Below are 18,579 nucleotides of genomic sequence, written 5' to 3' on the forward strand. Positions count from 1 at the left end.
ATCTTCGTGCCACTTTTTTAAGGCTATTAAAATCAGTTGGATACGTACTAATGGGGGCGGAAGGGTCGGGGAAACACGGAATCGGTTGCCCTGTACTGGGGCGGATTGCACGACTTTGAGGCTTTTGCTGGCGCGGTAATTGCTGAGTTATTCGGTATCGAGAAAGTACGGCTACGTGCCGGGAGTCACGCCATGAACACCAGTCGAAAGCAGCAAGCCCCCACTCCGCCCTCTGCGGCGGATTACCTGATTGCCTCGCGGCAGTGTGAGTTGATGAACCTTCAGTATTTCCTGCAAATGGGCAAGGTGGTCCAGAGCATCAGCAATCTGGTGCACGGACTGCAGCGGGAACGGGGAGCGTCCAACGTGTTCCTCGGGTCCGGGGGCGAGAAGTTCGTGAACGAGCGGCGCGCAACGATCGCCGAATCGGAGCGCTTGGCCGGTATCTTCGAACAGGCCCTGGCGGAAGTGCACGAGGAGCTGACGGCCCACCCGGTCAGCAGTCACCTGCTGAACCACATCGCCAGCGCCCTGCACGGGCTGGAGGAATTGCCGGCACTGAGGGCGGGGGTTGAAAGCCGGGGCTTGTCCGCGGCGGAAGCCACCGAAGCCTATTCCGGTCTGATCCACGAGTTCATCACCGTGGTTTTCGAGGCCGCGGACACCGCGGTCGATCCCTCCATTGCCGGCTTGCTGGTGGCGATGGTGCATCTGATGAACGGTAAGGAATTCTGTGGCCAGGAGCGGGCGGTGGGGTCCGCCGGATTTTCCAGTGGCGGCTTTGACGGCGCACTATCGAAGCGCATGATGCACCTTGTTGAGGCGCAGGAGCGCTGTTTTGAGGTGTTTGTCAGTTTCTCCGACGACCAGAGTCGCGAATTGTGGCAGACCCTGCGTGCGAATGACCGCGAGGTCGAGATCGAGCGGTTGCGCCAGCTCGGCTGTTCGGTGGGGCGTTACAAGTCGCTGGATCCGGAATTGGCGGACCACTGGTTCAGGCTGATGTCAGAGCGTATGGACGAGCTCAAGACAGTGGAAGATGCAGTGGAAGGCAGCTTTCATACCCGCTGTGTGGAACGTTTCGCCGAGGCGCGCAATTCCCTGGCGCATCAGGAAACCCTGATCGCCTCACTGGACCAACAGGACACGCCCTCCCAGCCGCTACTGGTGTTGTGCGATTCCGGCGACGATGCCCGGGCGGGCGAATCCTGGAACAGTGACGGGGTGGGTCAGCAGTTTGGTCGGTCCATATTCGACCTAGTGCAGGAGCAGACCCGCCGGCTTCAGCAGATGAATGACGAACTGCAGAGCGCCAAGGAAGCGCTGGAAGACCGGAAAACCCAGGAGAAGGCGGTGTTGTTGCTGATGGATCATCGCAAGATCGACAACGACGAGGCCCACCGGGTGTTGCGGAAACTGGCCATGGATCAGGGCAAGAAGCTGCCCGAGGTAGCCCGGGCCCTGGTCTCCATGGCCGATGTTCTGAAGTAAGGAGGAACTGCTCAGGCCCTTGCGGCCTGGGCAGAGTTCGTCTCCGGGGTTGTCTCAGCAGGCTGGCTGCCTCGTCGGGGCGCAATATGCTCCAGCTTGCGCTGCTTCTCGTAAAGGAATTTCAGGACCTCCTGCCGGTAATGCACGTAGGTCGGATCGTCGGCCAGGGTGACACGGTTCCTGGGTCGGGGCAGGTCGATGTGCAGATCCTCGCCAACGGTGGCCGCCGGGCCGTTGGTCATCATGATGATGCGATCAGACAGCAGTACTGCCTCATCGACGTCGTGGGTAATCATGATCACCGTGTTGTTCAGCTCCTGCTGGATATCCATCAGCGAATCCTGCAGATGAGCCCGGGTCAGGGCATCCAGCGCCCCGAACGGCTCGTCCATCAGCAACACGCTGGGTTTCATGGCCAGGGCCCGGGCAATGCCCACCCGCTGGGCCATACCCCCGGAAATTTCCCCCGGCCGCTTGTTGGCGGCGTGGGCCATGTTGACCAGTTCCAGGTTGTGATGGATCCAGTCCCGGCGTTCCTGTTTCGCCATGGATTTTCGGAACACCTGCTGCACCGCCAGTTCCACGTTTTCGTACACCGTCAGCCAGGGCATCAGTGCGTGGTTCTGGAACACCACCGCCCGTTCCGGGCCGGGTGAATTGACTTCATGGCCGTCCAGCACGCAGCCCCCCTTGGTGGCCTGCAGCAGGCCGGCGACGATGTTCAGGACCGTGGATTTTCCGCAACCCGAGTGGCCAATCAGGGACACGAATTCGCCCTTCTTGATCTTCAGGCCGACGTTGTCCAGGGCCACAAAGGGGCCCTTCGGGGTATCGAAGGCCATTTCGACCCCGGTCAGTTCCAAATGCGCTTTAGTCATGATCATCTCCGTTATTCGTTCCAGGCGACTTTCTTCTGGATCAGCAGCATGATGCGATCCAGCAGGAAGCCGATAAACCCGATGGCCAGTACCGCCACCATGATCCGGCTCAGGGACTGACTGCTGCCATTCTGGAATTCGTCCCAGACGAATTTGCCCAGGCCCGGGCTCTGGGCCAGCATTTCGGCCGCAATCAACACCATCCAGGCAATGCCCAGGGACACCCGAAGGCCGGTGAAGATCATCGGGACCGAGGATGGCAGGACGACCCTCCGGACGTGGGTCCAGAACGACAGCCGCAGCACCCGGGATACGTTCAGCAGATCCGGATTCACGGCCGCGACGCCGACGCTGGTGTTGATCAGGGTGGGCCACAGGCTGCACAGGGTCACCGTGATCATCGAGGTCAGGAACGACTTTTCGAACATCGGATCGTCACTGACGTAGGTGGCGGATACCACCATGGTGACCAGCGGCAGCCAGGCCAGGGGCGACACCGGCTTGAAGATCTGGATCAGGGGATTGACCGCAGCCTGGAAATAGCGGTTCAGGCCGAACACGATGCCCAGGGGTACGGCAATGATCGTGGCCAGTATGAAGCCCGCCAGCACGGTAATGAGGCTGGTGACGACTTGATCCAGAAACGTCGGAGCTCCGGGGTAGTCACGGATTTTGACCTCGGCTTCAGGGTTGTCGGCCAGGATCCGGGCGTTGCGCTCCTCCTGCATGGTCACGAACTGGTCCGCCCGTGCCCGTTGGTTCGCGTGTTCCTGCCACAGCTGTCCACCCTGCTCCCAGACCTGCGCGGGCCCGGGGAAGGTGCCCAGGGATGTGTCCACCTGGGGCGCGGCCAGATGCCAGAAGCCGAGAAAAATCAGAATGCCTATGGTCGGCAGCAGCAGCTGTTTGCCGCCCTGGGCCAGCTCGGCGCCGGTAAACCGGTCAGCCAGTAGTTTCAGCCAGCCGGATGCGCCGGTTCTGGAAGTGGGGGTGGTTAACGTACTCATGTCGTTCTCCTGGGTACTCCCGGTTACGGTGTGTCGGAGCCTTTCAGGCCAATCTCGAAGCTGTCGATATAGGCGTTGGGCTTGCGCGGTGTGAACGCGACGCCATCAATCAGCTCGCCCTGGTCCGGGCGGGCGAAGTTTTCCTGGCTGAAGTCGGGGAAATCCTCTGCATTCATCAGGCCATCTTCGATCAGGGATTTGGCCGCTTCGGCATAGATGTCGCCACGGTAGACCTGGGCGGCGGTCTTCATGTACCAGTCGTCCGACTTGGCTTCCGGAATCTGTCCCCAGCGACGCATCTGCGAGAGGTACCAGATGGCGTCAGACGGGTACGGGTAGGTGGCGTGGTAGCGGAAGAACACGTTGAAGTCGGGTACCTCGCGGATATCGCCTTTCTCGTACTCGAAGGTGCCGGTCATGGAATTGGCGATGACCTCGGCATCGGCGCCGACGTAACTGGGACGGGCCAGGATCTCGACCGCTTCCTCCCGGTTGGCGTTGTTGTTCTCATCCAGCCAGTGCGCGGCGCGGATCAGGGCACGCAGCAGGTGCAGGTGGGTATTGGGGTTCTCCTCGGCCCAGGTCTGGGTGACGCCGAAGACCTTCTCCGGGTTGTTCGGCCAGATCTCGTAGTCGGTAATGACCGGTACCCCGATGCCCTTGAACACAGCCTGCTGGTTCCAGGGTTCGCCGACGCAGTAGCCCTGGATGGTGCCAGCTTCCATGGTAGCCGGCATTTGCGGTGGTGGCGTGACCGACAGATGCACGTCGGCGTCCAGGGTGCCGCTGGTGTCGCCGCGCTGGGGCGCGTAGTAGCCCGGATTCAGGCCCCCGGCGGCGAGCCAGTAACGCAGCTCGTAATTGTGGGTGGAGACCGGGAACACCATGCCCATACGGAAACGTTCGCCCTTGGCCCGGGATTCCTCCACCACCGGTTTTAGCGCGCTGGCGCTGATGGGATGCACGGGTTTGCCATCCTGCTCGGGGATGTGCTGGCTCATGGTTTCCCAGACGTCGTTGGAAACGGTAATGCCGTTGCCGTTCAGGTCCATGCTGAAGGCGGTGATGATGTCGGCCTGGGTACCGTAACCGATGGAGGCACCCAGAGGCTGGCCGGCCAGCATGTGGGCGCCGTCCAGTTCACCGGTAATCACACGATCGAGCAGGACCTTCCAGTTGGCCTGGGCTTCCAGTTCGACGAACAGGCCTTCGTCCATAAAGAAGCCCTGCTCCCAGGCCACGGCCAGCGGGGCCATGTCCGTCAGTTTGATGAAGCCAAGTTTCAGGTCCGGCTTTTCCGGCGCGCCAATTTCTGCCTGGGCCATGCTGGCGCCGGTCAGCAGCGAGACCGCGGCGGCCAGCCCGGCCAGCTGTCGGAGTGTTCCGGTGACGGTTGTCAGGGATGTCTTCATGGTTCCTTACCTCGCGATGTTCTTTCAGGCAAAAAAAAAGCGCCTGCTCTCCGTTGCCGGAAAGCAGGCGCCGATGCCTGTCGAATCTGTGATGTTCTCGAATGTTCACGGATAGGGTTTGCACAGCCTGTGCCAGTGATCAAAAAGACTGCGAAAACAGTAGGTAAGAAAATCCATGTGGGTACAGAGGCTGTTCTGGCGACGGTCGCGCCGGGTTGTTTTAGTGCATGTTGATGGTTTTCTGCACCATTGTGGCCCTGCCTGCGCGGGCTTCGATGCGAGCGCCAGTCGGAGATCATGCCGAGCCCGGGCCCCGGGGCGGCATGGACACAGGCCTGGAGCATCATTACCCCGCTCAGGGCAGCACTGGCCCTGTTATTGCACCGTGAACTGCCAGCACTACTGACCAAATATTGAAACCAGGCAAAGAAGCCCCTCCACTGCCCGCCGGACCACCCGTGAGCAGTCGAGGGGCTTTTTGTTGGTGAGCCAAGAGGACGAGACGTGGATACCAAGCTTCACTCCGCAACCGGGATTCAGACCACCTGCCCTTATTGTGGCGTTGGCTGCGGTGTTGCCGCGCGCCCCGACGGAGTCACCGGCGATCAGGATCATCCGGCGAACCAGGGTCGCCTGTGTGTCAAAGGCTCTGCACTGCATGAAACCCTGGTGCCAGCCGGCCGGCTGCTGACGCCCAGGGTGGCGGGTGAGGACCGCAGCTGGCCAGACGCGCTGGAGGCGGTGTCCGGGGCCATCCGTGAGGCCGTCGCCAGGCACGGGCCCGGGTCGGTGGCCGTCTACCTTTCCGGACAGTTGCTGACCGAGGATTATTACGTGGCCAACAAACTGGCCAAGGGGTTTATCGGCACGCCCCATGTGGATACCAACTCCCGGCTTTGCATGTCCTCGGCGGTGGCGGCCCACAAGCGGGCCTTTGGCGAGGACTGCGTGCCTGGCTGTTACGAGGATTTCGAGTTGGCGGACCTGCTGGTGCTGGCCGGCAGCAATGCGGCCTGGGCCCATCCGGTGCTGTATCAGCGGATGAAGGCGGCGGGCCGGACCGGACGGCGGGTGGTGGTGATTGATCCCCGCCGTACCGCCACCGCCGAGCTGGCGGACCTGCACCTGAAACTGAAGCCGGGCACCGACACCATCCTGTTTAACGGGCTGCTGGTGTGGCTGGCCAGGCACAGGGCCGTCGACCATGACTATGTCGCCCGCCACTGCCAGGGTTATGACGCATCCCTCGAGGCTGCCCTTGAGGCGGCGCCCTCGGTGAGTTCCGTTGCCCAACAGTGTGATCTGCCGGTTGGCGATGTCGAGAGTTTCTATCGCTGGTTCGCGGAGACCCCGCGCACGGTGACCGGGTTTTCCCAGGGCATCAACCAGGCGCTGGCCGGCACCGATAAATGCAATGCCATCATTAACTGCCACCTGGCGACCGGCCGGGTCGGATTGCCCGGTGCCGGTCCCTTTTCGCTCACGGGGCAGCCCAATGCCATGGGCGGACGAGAGGTGGGTGGCCTGGCCAACACCCTGGCGGCGCACATGGATTACGACAGCCCGGGTGCCCGGAGGAACGTGGCCCGATTCTGGGGCGCAGACGCGGTGCCCGAGAGCCCGGGCCTGAAGGCGGTGGATCTGTTTGAGGCGGTGCATCGGGGCGACATCAAGGTACTGTGGATCATGGGCACCAATCCTGCGGTCAGTCTGCCCCGCTCGGCGCGGGTACGCGAGGCTTTGGCCCGCTGTCCCACGGTGATTGTGTCCGACTGCATGGCGGAAACGGACACCACCGCATTTGCCGACATTCTGCTGCCGGCAGCCGGTTGGGGAGAGAAAAACGGGACGGTGACCAACTCGGAGCGTTGTATCTCGCGCCAGCGTTCGTTCCTGCCGTTGCCCGGAGAGGTACGGCCTGACTGGTGGATACTGAGCGCCGTGGGCCGGGCCCTGGGCCATGGTCAGGCCTTTGATTACCAGACGCCGGCGGAGATCTTCCGGGAGCATGCGGCGCTGTCCGGTCTGGCAGCCCGCGAGGCCTACGGGCAGCGAAAATTCGATATTGGTGCCCTGGGTGAGCTGACGGAAGCCGACTATGACCGGTTGGCGCCGGTGCAATGGCCCCTGGCCGTCGATGCGGCGGGGAACCTGTCTGGTACCCGCCGGCTGTATTCCGATGGCGCCTTTTCAACCGCGAACGGGCGGGCCTGTCTGGTGCCGGTGGCCACGATTGCCCCGGGACAGGCGCCGACGCAGAGCCATCCGCTGGTGGTGAACACCGGCCGGATCCGCGATCAGTGGCACACCATGACCCGGACCGCACTGGCCCCGCGCCTGCTGGCGCATCGCCAGGAACCCTTTATCGAGGTGCACCCTTCGGATGCCGAGCGGTTGAAGCTTCGGGAGGGTGAACTGGGCCGGCTCACCGGCCCGGACGCTGGTGTTTACGTCGGCCGGATCCGGATCACTCCGGATCAGAGGCCGGGTGAGGTGTTTGTGCCTATCCACTGGAACGACCGGTTTGCCTCGCAGGGCATAGCAACCAACCTGATGAAGCCAGTGACCGACCCGTTCTCTGGACAACCGGAGGGCAAACACGGGGTGGCCAGGCTGCAGCCGGCGCCGAGCCGTTGGCACGCAAGATTAATGCGGCGTCCGGGCCACGACTGGCAGCCGGATCAGGCCCGTCCGGACGGTTACTGGAGCCGGCAACCGCTGGGCCACAGTCAGAGCTGGTGGCTGGCGGGCTACCAGCCGGTGGACTGGGCGCGCGAGGTCGAAGCCTGGCTGGGGGGTGCGCCCCAGGTACTGATGGGGGACCCCGCCTGCGGTCGTTTCCGTGCGGCCCGGATTCTGGATGGCCAGTTGCAGGCGGTTCTGCTGGTCGACACAGCCGCCGCCGACTTGCCGGATCTGGCCTGGCTGGATGAGTGTTTTGGAGCCGAGCGGCTAAGCCGTGAACAGCGCCAGTGTCTGCTCGCGGCCCGGTCGGTGGAGACCGAAGACGCCGGTGCGCTGGTGTGCAGCTGTTTCCAGGTCGGTGAAAAACAGATCGAGAGTGCCATCCGTTCGGGCCAGGACAGTGTTGAAGCTCTGGGCGAGGCGCTGAAGTGTGGTACTAATTGCGGCTCCTGTGTCCCGGAACTGCGCAGTTTGTTGACGGAAACTCTGCCGCAGCGGGCGCAGGTGGCGTCCTGACGGGGTCGTCAGTTGAGCTTGCGCAGCATCTGGATCGGCACCCGGTAGCGCACAGTCCGGGTACGCCCGGTCGCCTTGACGGTGCACGTCTTGCGGTTAACCCGGAGAATGCTGCCGTGAACCTCCCGGGCGCCAGAGCTGAAGGCAACGGCCTCGCCCACCTCCCAGTGAGACCGCTCGACCACTGGATCCGGTAGTTCGAAGGCGGCATCGGACAACGCCAGGCCGGTTTCGGCGGCACGGTCAGCCAGGGCCTGTCGCGTCGCCTCGGCGCCCCCGCTTTCGTGGAGCTCATCGAGAATGCCGTAGAAGTGCCGGTTGTGCACCGAGCCCCGAAATCGCTGTCCGGCACTCTGCTGCAGCAGGTGAGCGAACTCGTGACAGCAGGTATGGGCCAACAGGTTGAGAGGGCTCAACTGCCCGCCAAAATACGCCCGTTCACGGATTTCCCGGCTTGAGAGCCAGCCCTGGGCGGTGGTCGGCCGGTATTTGGCCTCAACCATGCGAACGCCGTAGGTAATCAGGTGCTGTTTATGCTGGGGATCAAAACGGTGGTAGGTGGCCTGGCCTGAGCCCACCCGACAAACGAGCGAACTGCCCGGAGACCGGTCCCGAACCCAGCCCGCGGCGGGTCGCCAGAGCACGTCATAGGTGGTGTCGCACATCAGTTGGCCGAGTTGCCGGGCCTGCGCACTTATCATCAAGCGGATACTTCATTCAGTGACATCAGACCTCATGATACCCGTTGCCGGCGCAGGGGTAAAAACCACAACGGCCAGCCGTAATGTCCTGGCTGAATTCCTGGAGGCCGGTATCTATCCGTCAAAGGCGAGTGTGGCGAGCAGCGCCAGGAACAGCAGCGCGGACACGCTCTGCCAGAAGGTGACCGGATGCCGCTCCATCAGCGGCGGGCGGTGCCGGCTTTGCCAGTCTGCGCCGGGCTGGCGTAAGTCGTGGAGAAATTCGGACAGCGCCGGATAGCGCCGGTGCGGTTCGGGGTGGACCGCCCGGGCCAGAGCGTCGTCGACCCAGACGGGAACGTCCTCCCGGTAGGGTCGGGCCGACTGGTACGTCAGTCGGCGTTGGTGGCTGCGGCTGCGAATCCGCGGCACTTCGGCTTCGTAGGGCAGTCGCCCGGTGAGCAACTGGTAGGCGATGACCCCGAGTGAGAACTGGTCCGCGAACCAGCTGCCCGGTTCGCCCAGAAAGGTTTCCGGCGCGCTGTACAGGGCCGCGCCCCTGGGGTGGTGGGCCTCGTCGCTGTCGGCCAGCTCCTGCAGCCCGGCGACTCGGGTGGCACCAAAATCGATCAGGGTAACCGTGCCCTCGGCGTCGACCAGGATGTTCTCCGGTTTCAGGTCCTGGTGCACCATCTCCAGCCGGTGGAAAGCGCGCAACCCCCGGCCAACCTGTTCGATCAGGCGGCGCACGGTTTCCAGGTCGGGCGCGGGGTGGTCGTGCATCCATTGTTTCAGGGTCCGGCCTTCGACAAACTCCGTCACCAGGTACACGCAGCTTCGCGGCCGGTCCGGCGCGAAGGGCCTGACCACATGGGGGTTGCTGATACGCTGGGCGATCCATTCCTCGGCGACAAACTGTTCCAGGTACTGCGGATCGTCGCGCAAATCCATGGAAGGGGTCTTGATGACCACCGGTGTCTGGCTGGCCTCGTCCACCGCCTGGAAGACGTGACTGCGGCCGCTGGCGTGAAGTTGCCGGACAATGCGATAGCCATCGAGAGTCTGGCCCGGTGCCAGGTCCGGCGCAAAGGGCAACTGGCCCAGCGCCTGGTAGAGCTCACCCGCCTCCCGCGCGTCCGGCAGGCTGTCAATGCGCAGCGCCTGAACGGTCAGGTTGTCGTCGCTGCCCGCCGCCAGGGCCGCCCCGGCAATGGCCTCGGCGGCGGCGTTCAGGTCATTGGCGTGTTCGTCGAGCAGCCGGATAACCTCGGGCTCCGGCACATGCTCGTATACGCCGTCGGTGGCCAGCAGGAACCTGTCGCCCACGCGCAATGGCGTCTGGCGGTAGTCGATGTCGAGCCGGTGCTCCATGCCCATGGCCCGGGTCAGGCAGCTCTCGGTCCGGGACAGCCAGAGCCGGTGGTCCGTGGTGAGCTGTTCCAGCGTGCGGCCGTGAACCCGGTACACCCGGGAATCGCCGACATTGAAGATGTGCGCCGTGGTGGACTTGAGCACCATGACGCTCAGGGTGCAGACGTAGCCCCGGTCGCGGTCGTATCGGTACTGACTCTGCCGGGTCTGGGCGTGCAGCCAGGCATTGGTGGCCCGAAGCACACGTTGGGCAGACTGTTTGACCGACCAGGTTTCAGGGGTCGAGAAGTAGTCGCTCAGAAAGCCGGCGACCGCGGACTCGCTGGCGACCTGGCTGACGTTGCTGGAACTGATGCCGTCGGCGATTGCGACGGCAATGCCCTTGGTGGCGCGCTGGTGATTGTCGGGCATCAAAAGGCCATGAAAGTCCTGGTTCAGGGCTTTGCGACCCTTGTCAGAATACTGGCCGACGGAGATGGTGAGGGTGCCCGTCATAAATCAGCCCCCGCCCGGCCGCGAAGCCGACGGGGGCAATCCGGCCTGTGCGGCGGCCGGAACAACGCAACTCTTAGGCACGGTTGGCCAGGGCAGAGTCGTTATAGGCCGCCGGAGCCGGACGCTTCGGAGCCGTGCGCACGTGGGTGGTGTACAGGGTCAGGCCGGTGAAGGCCAGGCCGCCCACGAGGTTGCCCAGTACGGTCGGGATCTCATTCCACCAGAGGTAATCCATCACCGAGAATTCACCGCCCATGATGATGGCCGACGGGAACAGGAACATGTTCACGATGGAATGCTCAAAGCCCATGAAGAAGAACAGCATGATCGGCATCCACATGGCCAGTACCTTACCGCTGACGTTGGTGGAGATCATGGCGCCAACCACGCCCATGGAGACCATCCAGTTGCACAGCATGCCGCGGATGAAGATGGTGGCCCAGCCAGCTGCGCCGTACTCGGCGTAACCCAGGGTACGTGCTTCGCCGACGCTGGCAATCTTGGCGCCGACAGCGCCCGGGTCGGTGTTGAAGCCGTAGGTGAAAATGAACGCCATCATGACCGCAACGGTCAGGGCACCACCCAGGTTACCGAGGAATACCCAGCCCCAGTTGCGCAGGATGGCCTTCGGTGTCACGCCCGGGCGTTTATCAAGCAGCGCCAGCGGCGTTAGCATGAACACCCCGGTCAGCAGGTCGAAGCCCATGAGGTACAGCATGCAGAAGCCGATCGGGAACAGCACGGCGCCGATCAGGAAGACGCCGGTCTCGACGGCAACGGTGATGGCAAAGGCGGCCGCCAGAGCCAGGATGGCACCGGCCATAAAGGCCCGGATCAGGGTGTCCCGCGTTGACATGTAGATCTTGGATTCGCCGGCGTCCACCATCTTGGTGACGAACTCCGAAGGTAAAATATAAGACATAACTCGTTCCTCTAGCCCACAAAAAAACGGCGCTGCTCGCCCACTGCCGCGTTCAGGAGTGCAGGGGTGAGCAGACGCCGTCGTCTGAAAATATTCTGTCGCTGTGAACAGAGCCGACGTTGGCTCCGTTGCCCAAGCATTTGCAGAGACCGTGCCAGAGTGTCTGGATAGCTATAAAAGGTATTTTATTTCAGGGTCTTGTCAGCACTGCCCGGGCGAGGTGCAGGTTGCGATCAGTCCGTGGCCGCACCCGTTCAGTGCGTTTTTCAGCGACATGCTGCACTCTGGAACAGGTGTTTGAACGGTCTAGCGCAGCCGGAATCGGATCGGGAGGGCGTAGCTGAAGCGTCGGCCTTTCATGTCCGGTGGGACGGCCGGCAGCGGGGCCGCCAGTTCCAGCATCTCCAGCGCGGCGCCATCCAGCAGTTGGTGCCCGGAACTGGTTTCAAGGCGATGCGTGAGCAGGGAGCCGTCGCGCCGGAAGCTGAAAACCACCACCGGCGTGCCTTCCTGCCCCAGACGGCGGGCTCGCCTGGGGTAGTTGTAGAAACGGCCGAGATGCCGGCCCAGGCGAGCCAGGTAGTTGTCGACCGTGGCAGAACGCCCGGCATCCAGTTCAACCTGCTGGTTCGCAGGCTGGGGCGCGGGTTCGGAGCTGGTGGTGCCCGCCGATGTTGTCGGCGTGGTGGGAGCTTCCTCGACAGGATCGGGGGTTGGCTCCGGTGCGGGGTCGGGTACCGTTTCTGGCTCTGGCTCTGGCTCTGGCTCTGGCTCTGGCTCTGGCTCTGGCTCTGGCTCTGGCTCTGGCTCCGCGGTCGGCGCCAGTTGAGCGGGCTGGGGTGCCGGGCTTGGCTCCGGGGTGGGCGCGGGTTCTGCAGCCAGGCTGATCCTGATGGCTGGCGCCGTGTTGATGTCAGCATCGCCCAGGACCGGCAGTCGGATAGGCTGATCCGGGGCGGCCAGCAGACTGGCCAGCACGATGGTCAGGCTCGCGACCAGCAGCAAAGCTGCACGCACCCGCCTTGAAGCGGTGGTCATGATGCCGGCTCCGTCAGCAGGACGAGGTCGGTGTAGCCGCCTTTTTCGAGCACGCGGAACAGGGTTTCCAGGTCGGCCATGGCGACGGACTCTGCGGCGGCGATTTTCAGGGGGCGGTCAGGATCGGGCGGAGGCAGACGGTGGATCAGGTTCTCGGAGCCGAGAATTTCACCGGTCACCTGCCAGTCGCCGCTGGCGGTCACCAGCAGATCGGCATGGGCCGACTGTTCGCTGAGATTCGAGGCGCCTGGCAATTCCGGTAAGGGTTCGTCAGCGATCTGTCCGGCGACAATGAAGAACATCAGCAGCAGGAACACCAGATTGACCAGCGGCAGCAGCGCGTCTTCCACGCGCTCCATCAGCGTCTTGCCAGAGGTTGATGGCGGGGGAACCAGATGGGTCATGGTGTCTGTGTGTGGAGCCGTTTCCAGTGAGTGTCGATGCCGGCGCTGTCGAGACGACTGAGGATCCGGGTAAAGTCCCCGAGCCCGGTGTCCGGCCGGGTGCTGAGATTTACTTCCGAGATGCCGTTCGCGGTCATTTCGGTCATCAGCTCCTCAATCGAGCGGGGTTGTGCCCGCCACAGTACCTCGCCAGTCCCGGTGACGGTCACCTCCGGGATCGATTGCCCGGTCACCGACTGTCGCTCCGGCGTGGCATTGCCCAGTTCCAGAAACCCGACCGGCAGCAACCGGCTGGTGAGCATGAAAAACACCAGCAGGATGAACACCACGTCAATGAGTGGGGTCATTCGAATCGGGATCGGCCGTCGCGGACGGGGTTCAACCAGTTGCATGGGCGAAGCGCGGCCGGCCATGGTCCGGATAGTCCTGGGCCGTTTCCGGATTCCGGTGGGCACGGACCTCGGCTGTGGTGTCAACGGCGGGTGTCTGCAACTCGGGTCGGTCTGCGTCCACGTGGTTGGTGGCATTCAGCACCGTGACCAGCGTGCCGTCGATGGTCTTGTGGATGCGTCGCAGCCGGAATTCGATCCAGGCGGCCAGCGCCGCGAAAGGGATTGCGATGATCAGGCCAGCCGCGGTTGTGGTCAGGGCCTCGTAGATGCCGCCGCTCAGCTGGGCAGCATTGGCGCGGCCTTCCGTTGCCGCCATGGCACTGAAGGCTTCCATCATGCCCATGACGGTCCCCAACAGCCCGAGAAGCGGGGCCAGAGCCGCGATCACTTCAATGATTTTCAACGGCGCCTCGAAGGGTTCCAGGGCTTGTTGGGCGTCCCGGGCCGCTGTGCTTCGAACTCTCCCGCTGTCTTGTTGATGCTGGCAGGCTTCGATGGTATCGGCGATAAGATGAAGCATCGGGTTCAGGCGACCGACCGCGCCCACCTGCCGGCGCAGATCTGCTGGTCGCACGGTGGCCGGGGATTGTTGCCAGATCGTCACAATCTTTTTAAGTCTGGCGGTCAGTCGGGGGGCGTATAACGTGCCCATGAGCATCAGATAGATGAAGGTAATGGCGCCGGCCACGGCGATAGCCACCAGCACCATCATTACCGGTCCACCCATGTCGAACAAACGGGAAAGCAGGCTTCCGAAGGGTTCGGTTGCAGGGAGCATGGCAGTCTCTGGCATGGCATTCGACTCGGTACTGGAATTGGTGATCTAAATAATAACGATTATCAATAAGTTTGCAAGGTGTAACCTGACATTCCCGAAGGCTCTGTTAAGATTCGAATAATGATCAGTGATCAAGGCATGCTGCCATCGTTGTGCGGCGGCCAGGTGTGGAGAGTCTCTATTTACCGTAACGCCCCTGTATTCGGAGTCGAAACGCTGCGATGATCAAACGTTGGTTCGGCAGCCTCGTTAATCGCGCGGTGGCCCTGGTGATTCTGGTCATTCTTCTGTCCGCACTGGTGGTCACCATCGTAGGTGCCATGCTCAGTCAGGGTGAGCTTGAGCAACAGGCGAAAAACCAGGTCGAAACCATGGCGCGTCTGGTAGCGAGCGGACTGGACGACAAGCTCGCCCTGAGACTCGAAACCCTCAGCCACGTCGCCGAAAGCTTCACCATGGACGAGTCCGTGCTCAACGCCCGTGCACGGGTCCTTATTCGCCAGCAAACCGCGCTGCAGCACCTGTTTGATGGCCTTTATCTCATCGATGCCAGCGGCGTGGTCCTGGCCGAGTACCCCGAGGCGTTCGAGCAGACCGGTCTGAACGTCAGCACCCGTGAGTATTTTCAGGACGTTTCCCATCACATGACGCCGGTGATCAGCGATCCCTACGTGTCGAACTACCGGGACAAGCCGGCGGTCATGATCGCGGCGCCCATTTTTGACCATCGGAAAAAGTTCCTCGGCATGATTGGCGGGGCGATCCTCCTCAAGGGCTCCAACTTCATGGCGGAGTTCGCCGGAATCCGGATCGGCAAAACCGGTTATCTTGAGATTGGCACCCGCAGCGGAATTACCCTGGCCCATGGCCGAACCGATGAGGTCATGGTTCCGGTGCGGGTCGAGGATCCGGTGCTGAAAGACGCCATGGGAGGCTTCGAAGGCACCCGTCAGACCCGCAATGGCCAGGGTGAAGGCGCCATCATGTCGGTGCAGCAGATGGCCCAGGTGCCCTGGTTCGTTGCCGTGGTATGGCCGGCCCGCGAAGCCTTTGCCCCGATAACGCGAATGGCCGACGCCTTTGGCTGGACCCTGCTTGCTGTCATCGCCGTCATCGGACCGTTGGCGCTGTGGGTGTTTCAGCGCCTGATGGCGCCGCTTCGCGCCCTCGGCCGGCAGATCAACGAGCGTCATCTCGGGGTTCGGACCAACCCGGTGGAGGTCTCCGGCGGCCGTGAAATTCGTCAGGTTGCCGAGATCTTCAACACGGTGATGGACGAGCGCGAGGAAGTCCTCGGGTCGCTGGCAGAGCGTGAAGCCTTCTTCCGCTCGCTGACCCAGAGCGCACCGATCGGCATCGTCCAGACCGATGTCCTGGGCCGGATTGATTTCGTGAACCCCGCGTTCGAGAGCCTCATCGGTCGCCCTGCCTCCGAACTCCAGCATACTCAGCTCATCAACGGTGTTTACGAAGCCGATCGTGAAGCGGTCCGGAACGGTTGGCAGCAGGCCCTCAGGGACAAGGAGATATTCCGGGGACGGTTCCGGATTCCGAGCCGTGGCGAGCGCGAGCTGATCTGGGGCGACGTCATGACGGCGGTGATCGAGACACCCGAAAAGGCGCTGGGCAGCATAACCGTGGTGCGGGATATTTCCCGTGAGCTCGAGGTTGAAGAGGCGCTCAGAGAGGAGCAGCAACGGGCGGAGCACATTCTCGGCGTGCTCCAGGAGGGCGTCCTGATGGTGGACGTACAGGGCCGGATTCGCTACGCCAACCAGGCCGCATGCGTGTTCCTGGGTACCGATGGTAAGTGTCTCAAACGCAACTTCTTCGATCTGGTGGTTATTGAGGCGAACGACGGGCCTCTGGCTCATGCCGATTTCCTGACCGGAGATAATGTCGACAGTCTGTACGGGACGCTGCGCAACCAGAAGGATGAGGTCTTCGACATCGATCTGACCATGCTCCACGTTCGCCAGGGCAAGCACAACGAACGCATGGTGTTTGTCATCAGGGACGACAGTGAGCGCCGGCGCGAGGAAGAGCGGCTGTCCTGGGAGGCGACCCACGACAGCCTCACCCAGCTGCTCAATCGCCGGGCGTTCAGCGCCTCGCTGGTCAAGTGCATGGCGGAGGTACCGCATCAGACCGTGCGCTCGGTGTTGATGCTGATCGACCTGGACCATTTCAAGCCGGTCAACGACGAGGGCGGTCACCTGGTGGGTGACGACCTGCTGAAGCGACTGGCGGATCTGTTCAAGGAGGCGGTGCGGAAGTCTGACATCGTTGCCCGGCTGGGGGGCGACGAATTCGGGATCATTCTTCCCGCCTGCGGCCTCGAACGGGCCGAAGCGCTGGCGGAACGCATCCGTGCCCGCGTGCAGGACCTTCGGATTGAACAGGACGGCCGCAGCTTCGGGGTGACCGCCAGCATCGGCCTGACCGAACTGACCCCGGGTGACAGTGGTCCCAGGGAAGTGGTTTCGCGCGCCGACGAAGGCTCTTACATCGCCAAATCCCGGGGTCGAAACGCCGTGGTTGTGGTTCCGGCGCCCTCGGACGATTCGGGGCCGGCCCGGTCCTGACGGGTCAGGCCCACCAGCCCGTCGCACTGCCGGCCTGCCACAGGAGTCGCAGTGCCAACAGGGTTAGAATCAGGTTGAACGTGCGATGAAACCACCGATTGCTCAGTGACCTGAGCAGGTGCAGGCCCAGCCAGGTCCCGGCGAAGCCGCAGGCAATCATGGCCAGTATGAACGCCAGCCATTCCGGAAAGACAAATCCCGCCACACTGAACACCAGCGCCTTGGGCGCGTGCTGCAGAGTCATTGCCGTGGCGAAAGTGGCCACCGTGGCAAACCGGTCGACATGGATCTGCTTGATGAACGCCGCCACCAGGGGGCCGGTGGCGCCAACAAAGAGACTGACAAAGCTGGTGAGCCCGGAAGCCAGAAATATGCCGGGTTTGCCAAAGGACGCCCTGGGCAGGGGCGGCCCCCAGCACAGGTAAAGCACAAACACGCCGATGGTCAGTTGCCATACCGGCGCGGGCAGGTCGACCAGCAGCCAGGCACCCAGGCCCGCACCCACCACCACACCCGGGGCAAACGCGGCGATTACTTGCCAGTCCACCTGGTTACGGGTCAGCAGGGCCCGCCCGCCGTTCGAACCGAGCTGGATCATGCCGTGCACCGGGATGATGGCGGCGGGCGGCATCCAGGTGGCCATCAACACCAGCAACAGCACGCCGCCACCGGCGCCCAGGCTGGCGGTGATCATCGACGTGAGAACCGAGCAAGCCAGCAGGAATGCCGCGACAGGCCCGCTCAGGCTGTCGGGCAGCAGGGTCAGTTCCATTCGCAGAATTCCGTGGTGGCCAGCCGGGGCGACCGGCACAGGGCCTCCGTGGCCAATTGCACGTCGGCCACGTAGTAAAGTGAGGCCAGCCCCAGGCGATCACGGCCCAGATTGTGAAACACCATACCGAAGGCAATATCACCCGCCGTGAAGCGCTCGTGGTGCTCGGCAAAATAGGCGGCGGGTCTGGACAGCTCCTCATCAATCAGCAGGGCCTCAACGCGGCCGGCGCCACCATGGTAGGCCTGCACCAGCAGGAGCGTGAACAGGCGTTGCTGCTTGGTCTCGGGCAGATCGCCAAAACGTTGCTGGAAGACCGGCCGGAGATTACTGGCATTCTGGTCCATCAGGCGCAGTGCACAGTCAATCTGCGCCAGCCGGTGCCAGTAGTTCCGGGGTTTGATCTGGCAGTCCGACAGTGCCGAGGGTGACAGTTGCAGGATGCCGCGGGCATTGGCCCCGGAATGAGCCCGGACCTGGCCTCCGCTCTCGATCAGGATTTGCCCGGCCAGGTAGCGCGGCAGAGCCTGTGGCAGGTCCAGCCGGTCCTGATCCATGCGGGTCCGATACACATACATCAAGGCGTCGTGCAGCGAGCCCGGCTGGTCACCGGAAGCGAACGAGAGATCGTCCCAGGCGCCCCAGATGCGGTCCGCGGGCAGAGTGCCGAGATATCGGGCCAGTGCTTCATCCAGGTTGACGTGGGGCTGGTTGCAGGCCAGTGCAAACGGGTAGCCGGTCTGGCCTGCTTCCCCCGGGAGCCAGGTGTCGGTGCGCTGGTTGTTGTGCAGGGAACGTCGGGTGTCGTTCAGGCGTGACTGGGTTTCTTCACGGTCTGCGCCGTCGGAAATCCAGGCCAGGAACTGGCCCCGCATGTCGAACAGGATATGGCGATCAATGTCGCTGCAGTAGCCGGATTCCCGGAGTACCCAGCCGCGAATGGTCAGGATGTTGCTGTAAACACCCTGGCTGGCCCAGTAGGGAGTATCCCGCACCACCCGGGTCCAGTCGGCCGGGGCCGTTGGTGGGTCTGCTTCGGCGCTGGCTTGATTCAAGGCAATGCACGCCAGGATGAAAAATAGGCAGAGCTGTCGTAAGCTCATGAGTCTCCAGTTCATACACGTAACATCCGTGACCTTCCCGATAACACAAT

General features: G+C 63.0%; 15 protein-coding genes. 3 read left to right on the forward strand and 12 right to left on the reverse strand.

Going from position 1 to position 18,579, the window contains the following annotated elements; all coding sequences use genetic code 11:
- Positions 1 to 192: 192 nt before the first annotated feature.
- Positions 193 to 1,491 (forward strand): nitrate- and nitrite sensing domain-containing protein, encoded by a 1,299-nt coding sequence (locus tag QQF73_RS12765; protein ID WP_285368450.1) that lies wholly within the window; start codon positions 193 to 195, stop codon positions 1,489 to 1,491.
- A gap of 11 nt (positions 1,492 to 1,502) precedes the next feature.
- Here the strand turns inward: QQF73_RS12765 and QQF73_RS12770 are convergent, their stop codons facing one another.
- The 3 genes from QQF73_RS12770 to QQF73_RS12780 are packed head-to-tail and all read right to left on the reverse strand — an operon-like array spanning position 1,503 to position 4,701.
- Complete coding sequence (locus QQF73_RS12770; RefSeq protein WP_219867630.1) at positions 1,503 to 2,369, reverse strand: ABC transporter ATP-binding protein; 867 nt, start codon at positions 2,367 to 2,369, stop codon at positions 1,503 to 1,505.
- 11 nt (positions 2,370 to 2,380) lie between these two features.
- Positions 2,381 to 3,376 (reverse strand): ABC transporter permease, encoded by a 996-nt coding sequence (locus QQF73_RS12775; protein ID WP_219867631.1) that lies wholly within the window; start codon positions 3,374 to 3,376, stop codon positions 2,381 to 2,383.
- A gap of 23 nt (positions 3,377 to 3,399) precedes the next feature.
- A complete protein-coding gene (locus tag QQF73_RS12780; protein ID WP_228743527.1) occupies positions 3,400 to 4,701 on the reverse strand; it encodes a CmpA/NrtA family ABC transporter substrate-binding protein in 1,302 nt (433 codons plus the stop codon).
- A 591-nt stretch (positions 4,702 to 5,292) separates the two neighbouring features.
- On the opposite strand from QQF73_RS12780, the gene QQF73_RS12785 reads away from it, so the two are divergent.
- The gene (locus QQF73_RS12785; protein WP_285368451.1) at positions 5,293 to 7,989 is read left to right on the forward strand and encodes a nitrate reductase; all 2,697 of its coding nucleotides are present in this window, start codon (positions 5,293 to 5,295) and stop codon (positions 7,987 to 7,989) included.
- Between the two features lie 8 nt (positions 7,990 to 7,997).
- Here the strand turns inward: QQF73_RS12785 and QQF73_RS12790 are convergent, their stop codons facing one another.
- The 7 genes from QQF73_RS12790 to QQF73_RS12820 form a co-directional block, all read right to left on the reverse strand.
- The gene (locus tag QQF73_RS12790; RefSeq protein ID WP_285368452.1) at positions 7,998 to 8,690 is read right to left on the reverse strand and encodes a hypothetical protein; all 693 of its coding nucleotides are present in this window, start codon (positions 8,688 to 8,690) and stop codon (positions 7,998 to 8,000) included.
- 114 nt (positions 8,691 to 8,804) lie between these two features.
- Positions 8,805 to 10,535 carry a bifunctional protein-serine/threonine kinase/phosphatase gene (locus QQF73_RS12795; protein ID WP_219867633.1) on the reverse strand — a complete coding sequence of 577 codons (1,731 nt, stop codon included), beginning with the start codon at positions 10,533 to 10,535 and terminating at the stop codon, positions 8,805 to 8,807.
- Between the two features lie 73 nt (positions 10,536 to 10,608).
- Positions 10,609 to 11,457 carry a formate/nitrite transporter family protein gene (locus QQF73_RS12800; RefSeq protein ID WP_219867634.1) on the reverse strand — a complete coding sequence of 283 codons (849 nt, stop codon included), beginning with the start codon at positions 11,455 to 11,457 and terminating at the stop codon, positions 10,609 to 10,611.
- A gap of 306 nt (positions 11,458 to 11,763) precedes the next feature.
- Positions 11,764 to 12,495, reverse strand: a complete 732-nt coding sequence (locus QQF73_RS12805; RefSeq protein WP_285368454.1) for an energy transducer TonB — start codon at positions 12,493 to 12,495, stop codon at positions 11,764 to 11,766.
- Positions 12,492 to 12,899, reverse strand: coding sequence for an ExbD/TolR family protein (locus QQF73_RS12810; protein WP_219867636.1), 408 nt, complete (start codon positions 12,897 to 12,899; stop codon positions 12,492 to 12,494). The genes QQF73_RS12805 and QQF73_RS12810 overlap by 4 nt, the downstream gene beginning before the upstream one ends.
- Positions 12,896 to 13,246, reverse strand: a complete 351-nt coding sequence (locus QQF73_RS12815; protein ID WP_345782960.1) for an ExbD/TolR family protein — start codon at positions 13,244 to 13,246, stop codon at positions 12,896 to 12,898. The genes QQF73_RS12810 and QQF73_RS12815 overlap by 4 nt, the downstream gene beginning before the upstream one ends.
- A 31-nt stretch (positions 13,247 to 13,277) precedes the next feature.
- On the reverse strand, positions 13,278 to 14,069 hold the full coding sequence (locus QQF73_RS12820) for a MotA/TolQ/ExbB proton channel family protein (RefSeq protein ID WP_285368455.1): 792 nt from the start codon (positions 14,067 to 14,069) through the stop codon (positions 13,278 to 13,280).
- A gap of 221 nt (positions 14,070 to 14,290) precedes the next feature.
- Here QQF73_RS12820 and QQF73_RS12825 point away from each other — a divergent pair, with 221 nt between their 5' ends.
- Positions 14,291 to 16,654 (forward strand): diguanylate cyclase domain-containing protein, encoded by a 2,364-nt coding sequence (locus tag QQF73_RS12825; protein ID WP_219867638.1) that lies wholly within the window; start codon positions 14,291 to 14,293, stop codon positions 16,652 to 16,654.
- A 4-nt stretch (positions 16,655 to 16,658) separates the two neighbouring features.
- Here QQF73_RS12825 and QQF73_RS12830 read toward each other — a convergent pair whose 3' ends face one another.
- Positions 16,659 to 17,426: a sulfite exporter TauE/SafE family protein gene (locus QQF73_RS12830; protein WP_219867639.1), complete on the reverse strand. Its 768-nt coding sequence runs from the start codon at positions 17,424 to 17,426 to the stop codon at positions 16,659 to 16,661.
- Positions 17,417 to 18,529, reverse strand: a complete 1,113-nt coding sequence (locus tag QQF73_RS12835; RefSeq protein WP_324125078.1) for a lysozyme family protein — start codon at positions 18,527 to 18,529, stop codon at positions 17,417 to 17,419. The genes QQF73_RS12830 and QQF73_RS12835 overlap by 10 nt, the downstream gene beginning before the upstream one ends.
- Positions 18,530 to 18,579: the final 50 nt, after the last annotated feature.

Source organism: Marinobacter albus (assembly GCF_030238305.1).
Taxonomy (GTDB): domain Bacteria; phylum Pseudomonadota; class Gammaproteobacteria; order Pseudomonadales; family Oleiphilaceae; genus Marinobacter; species Marinobacter albus.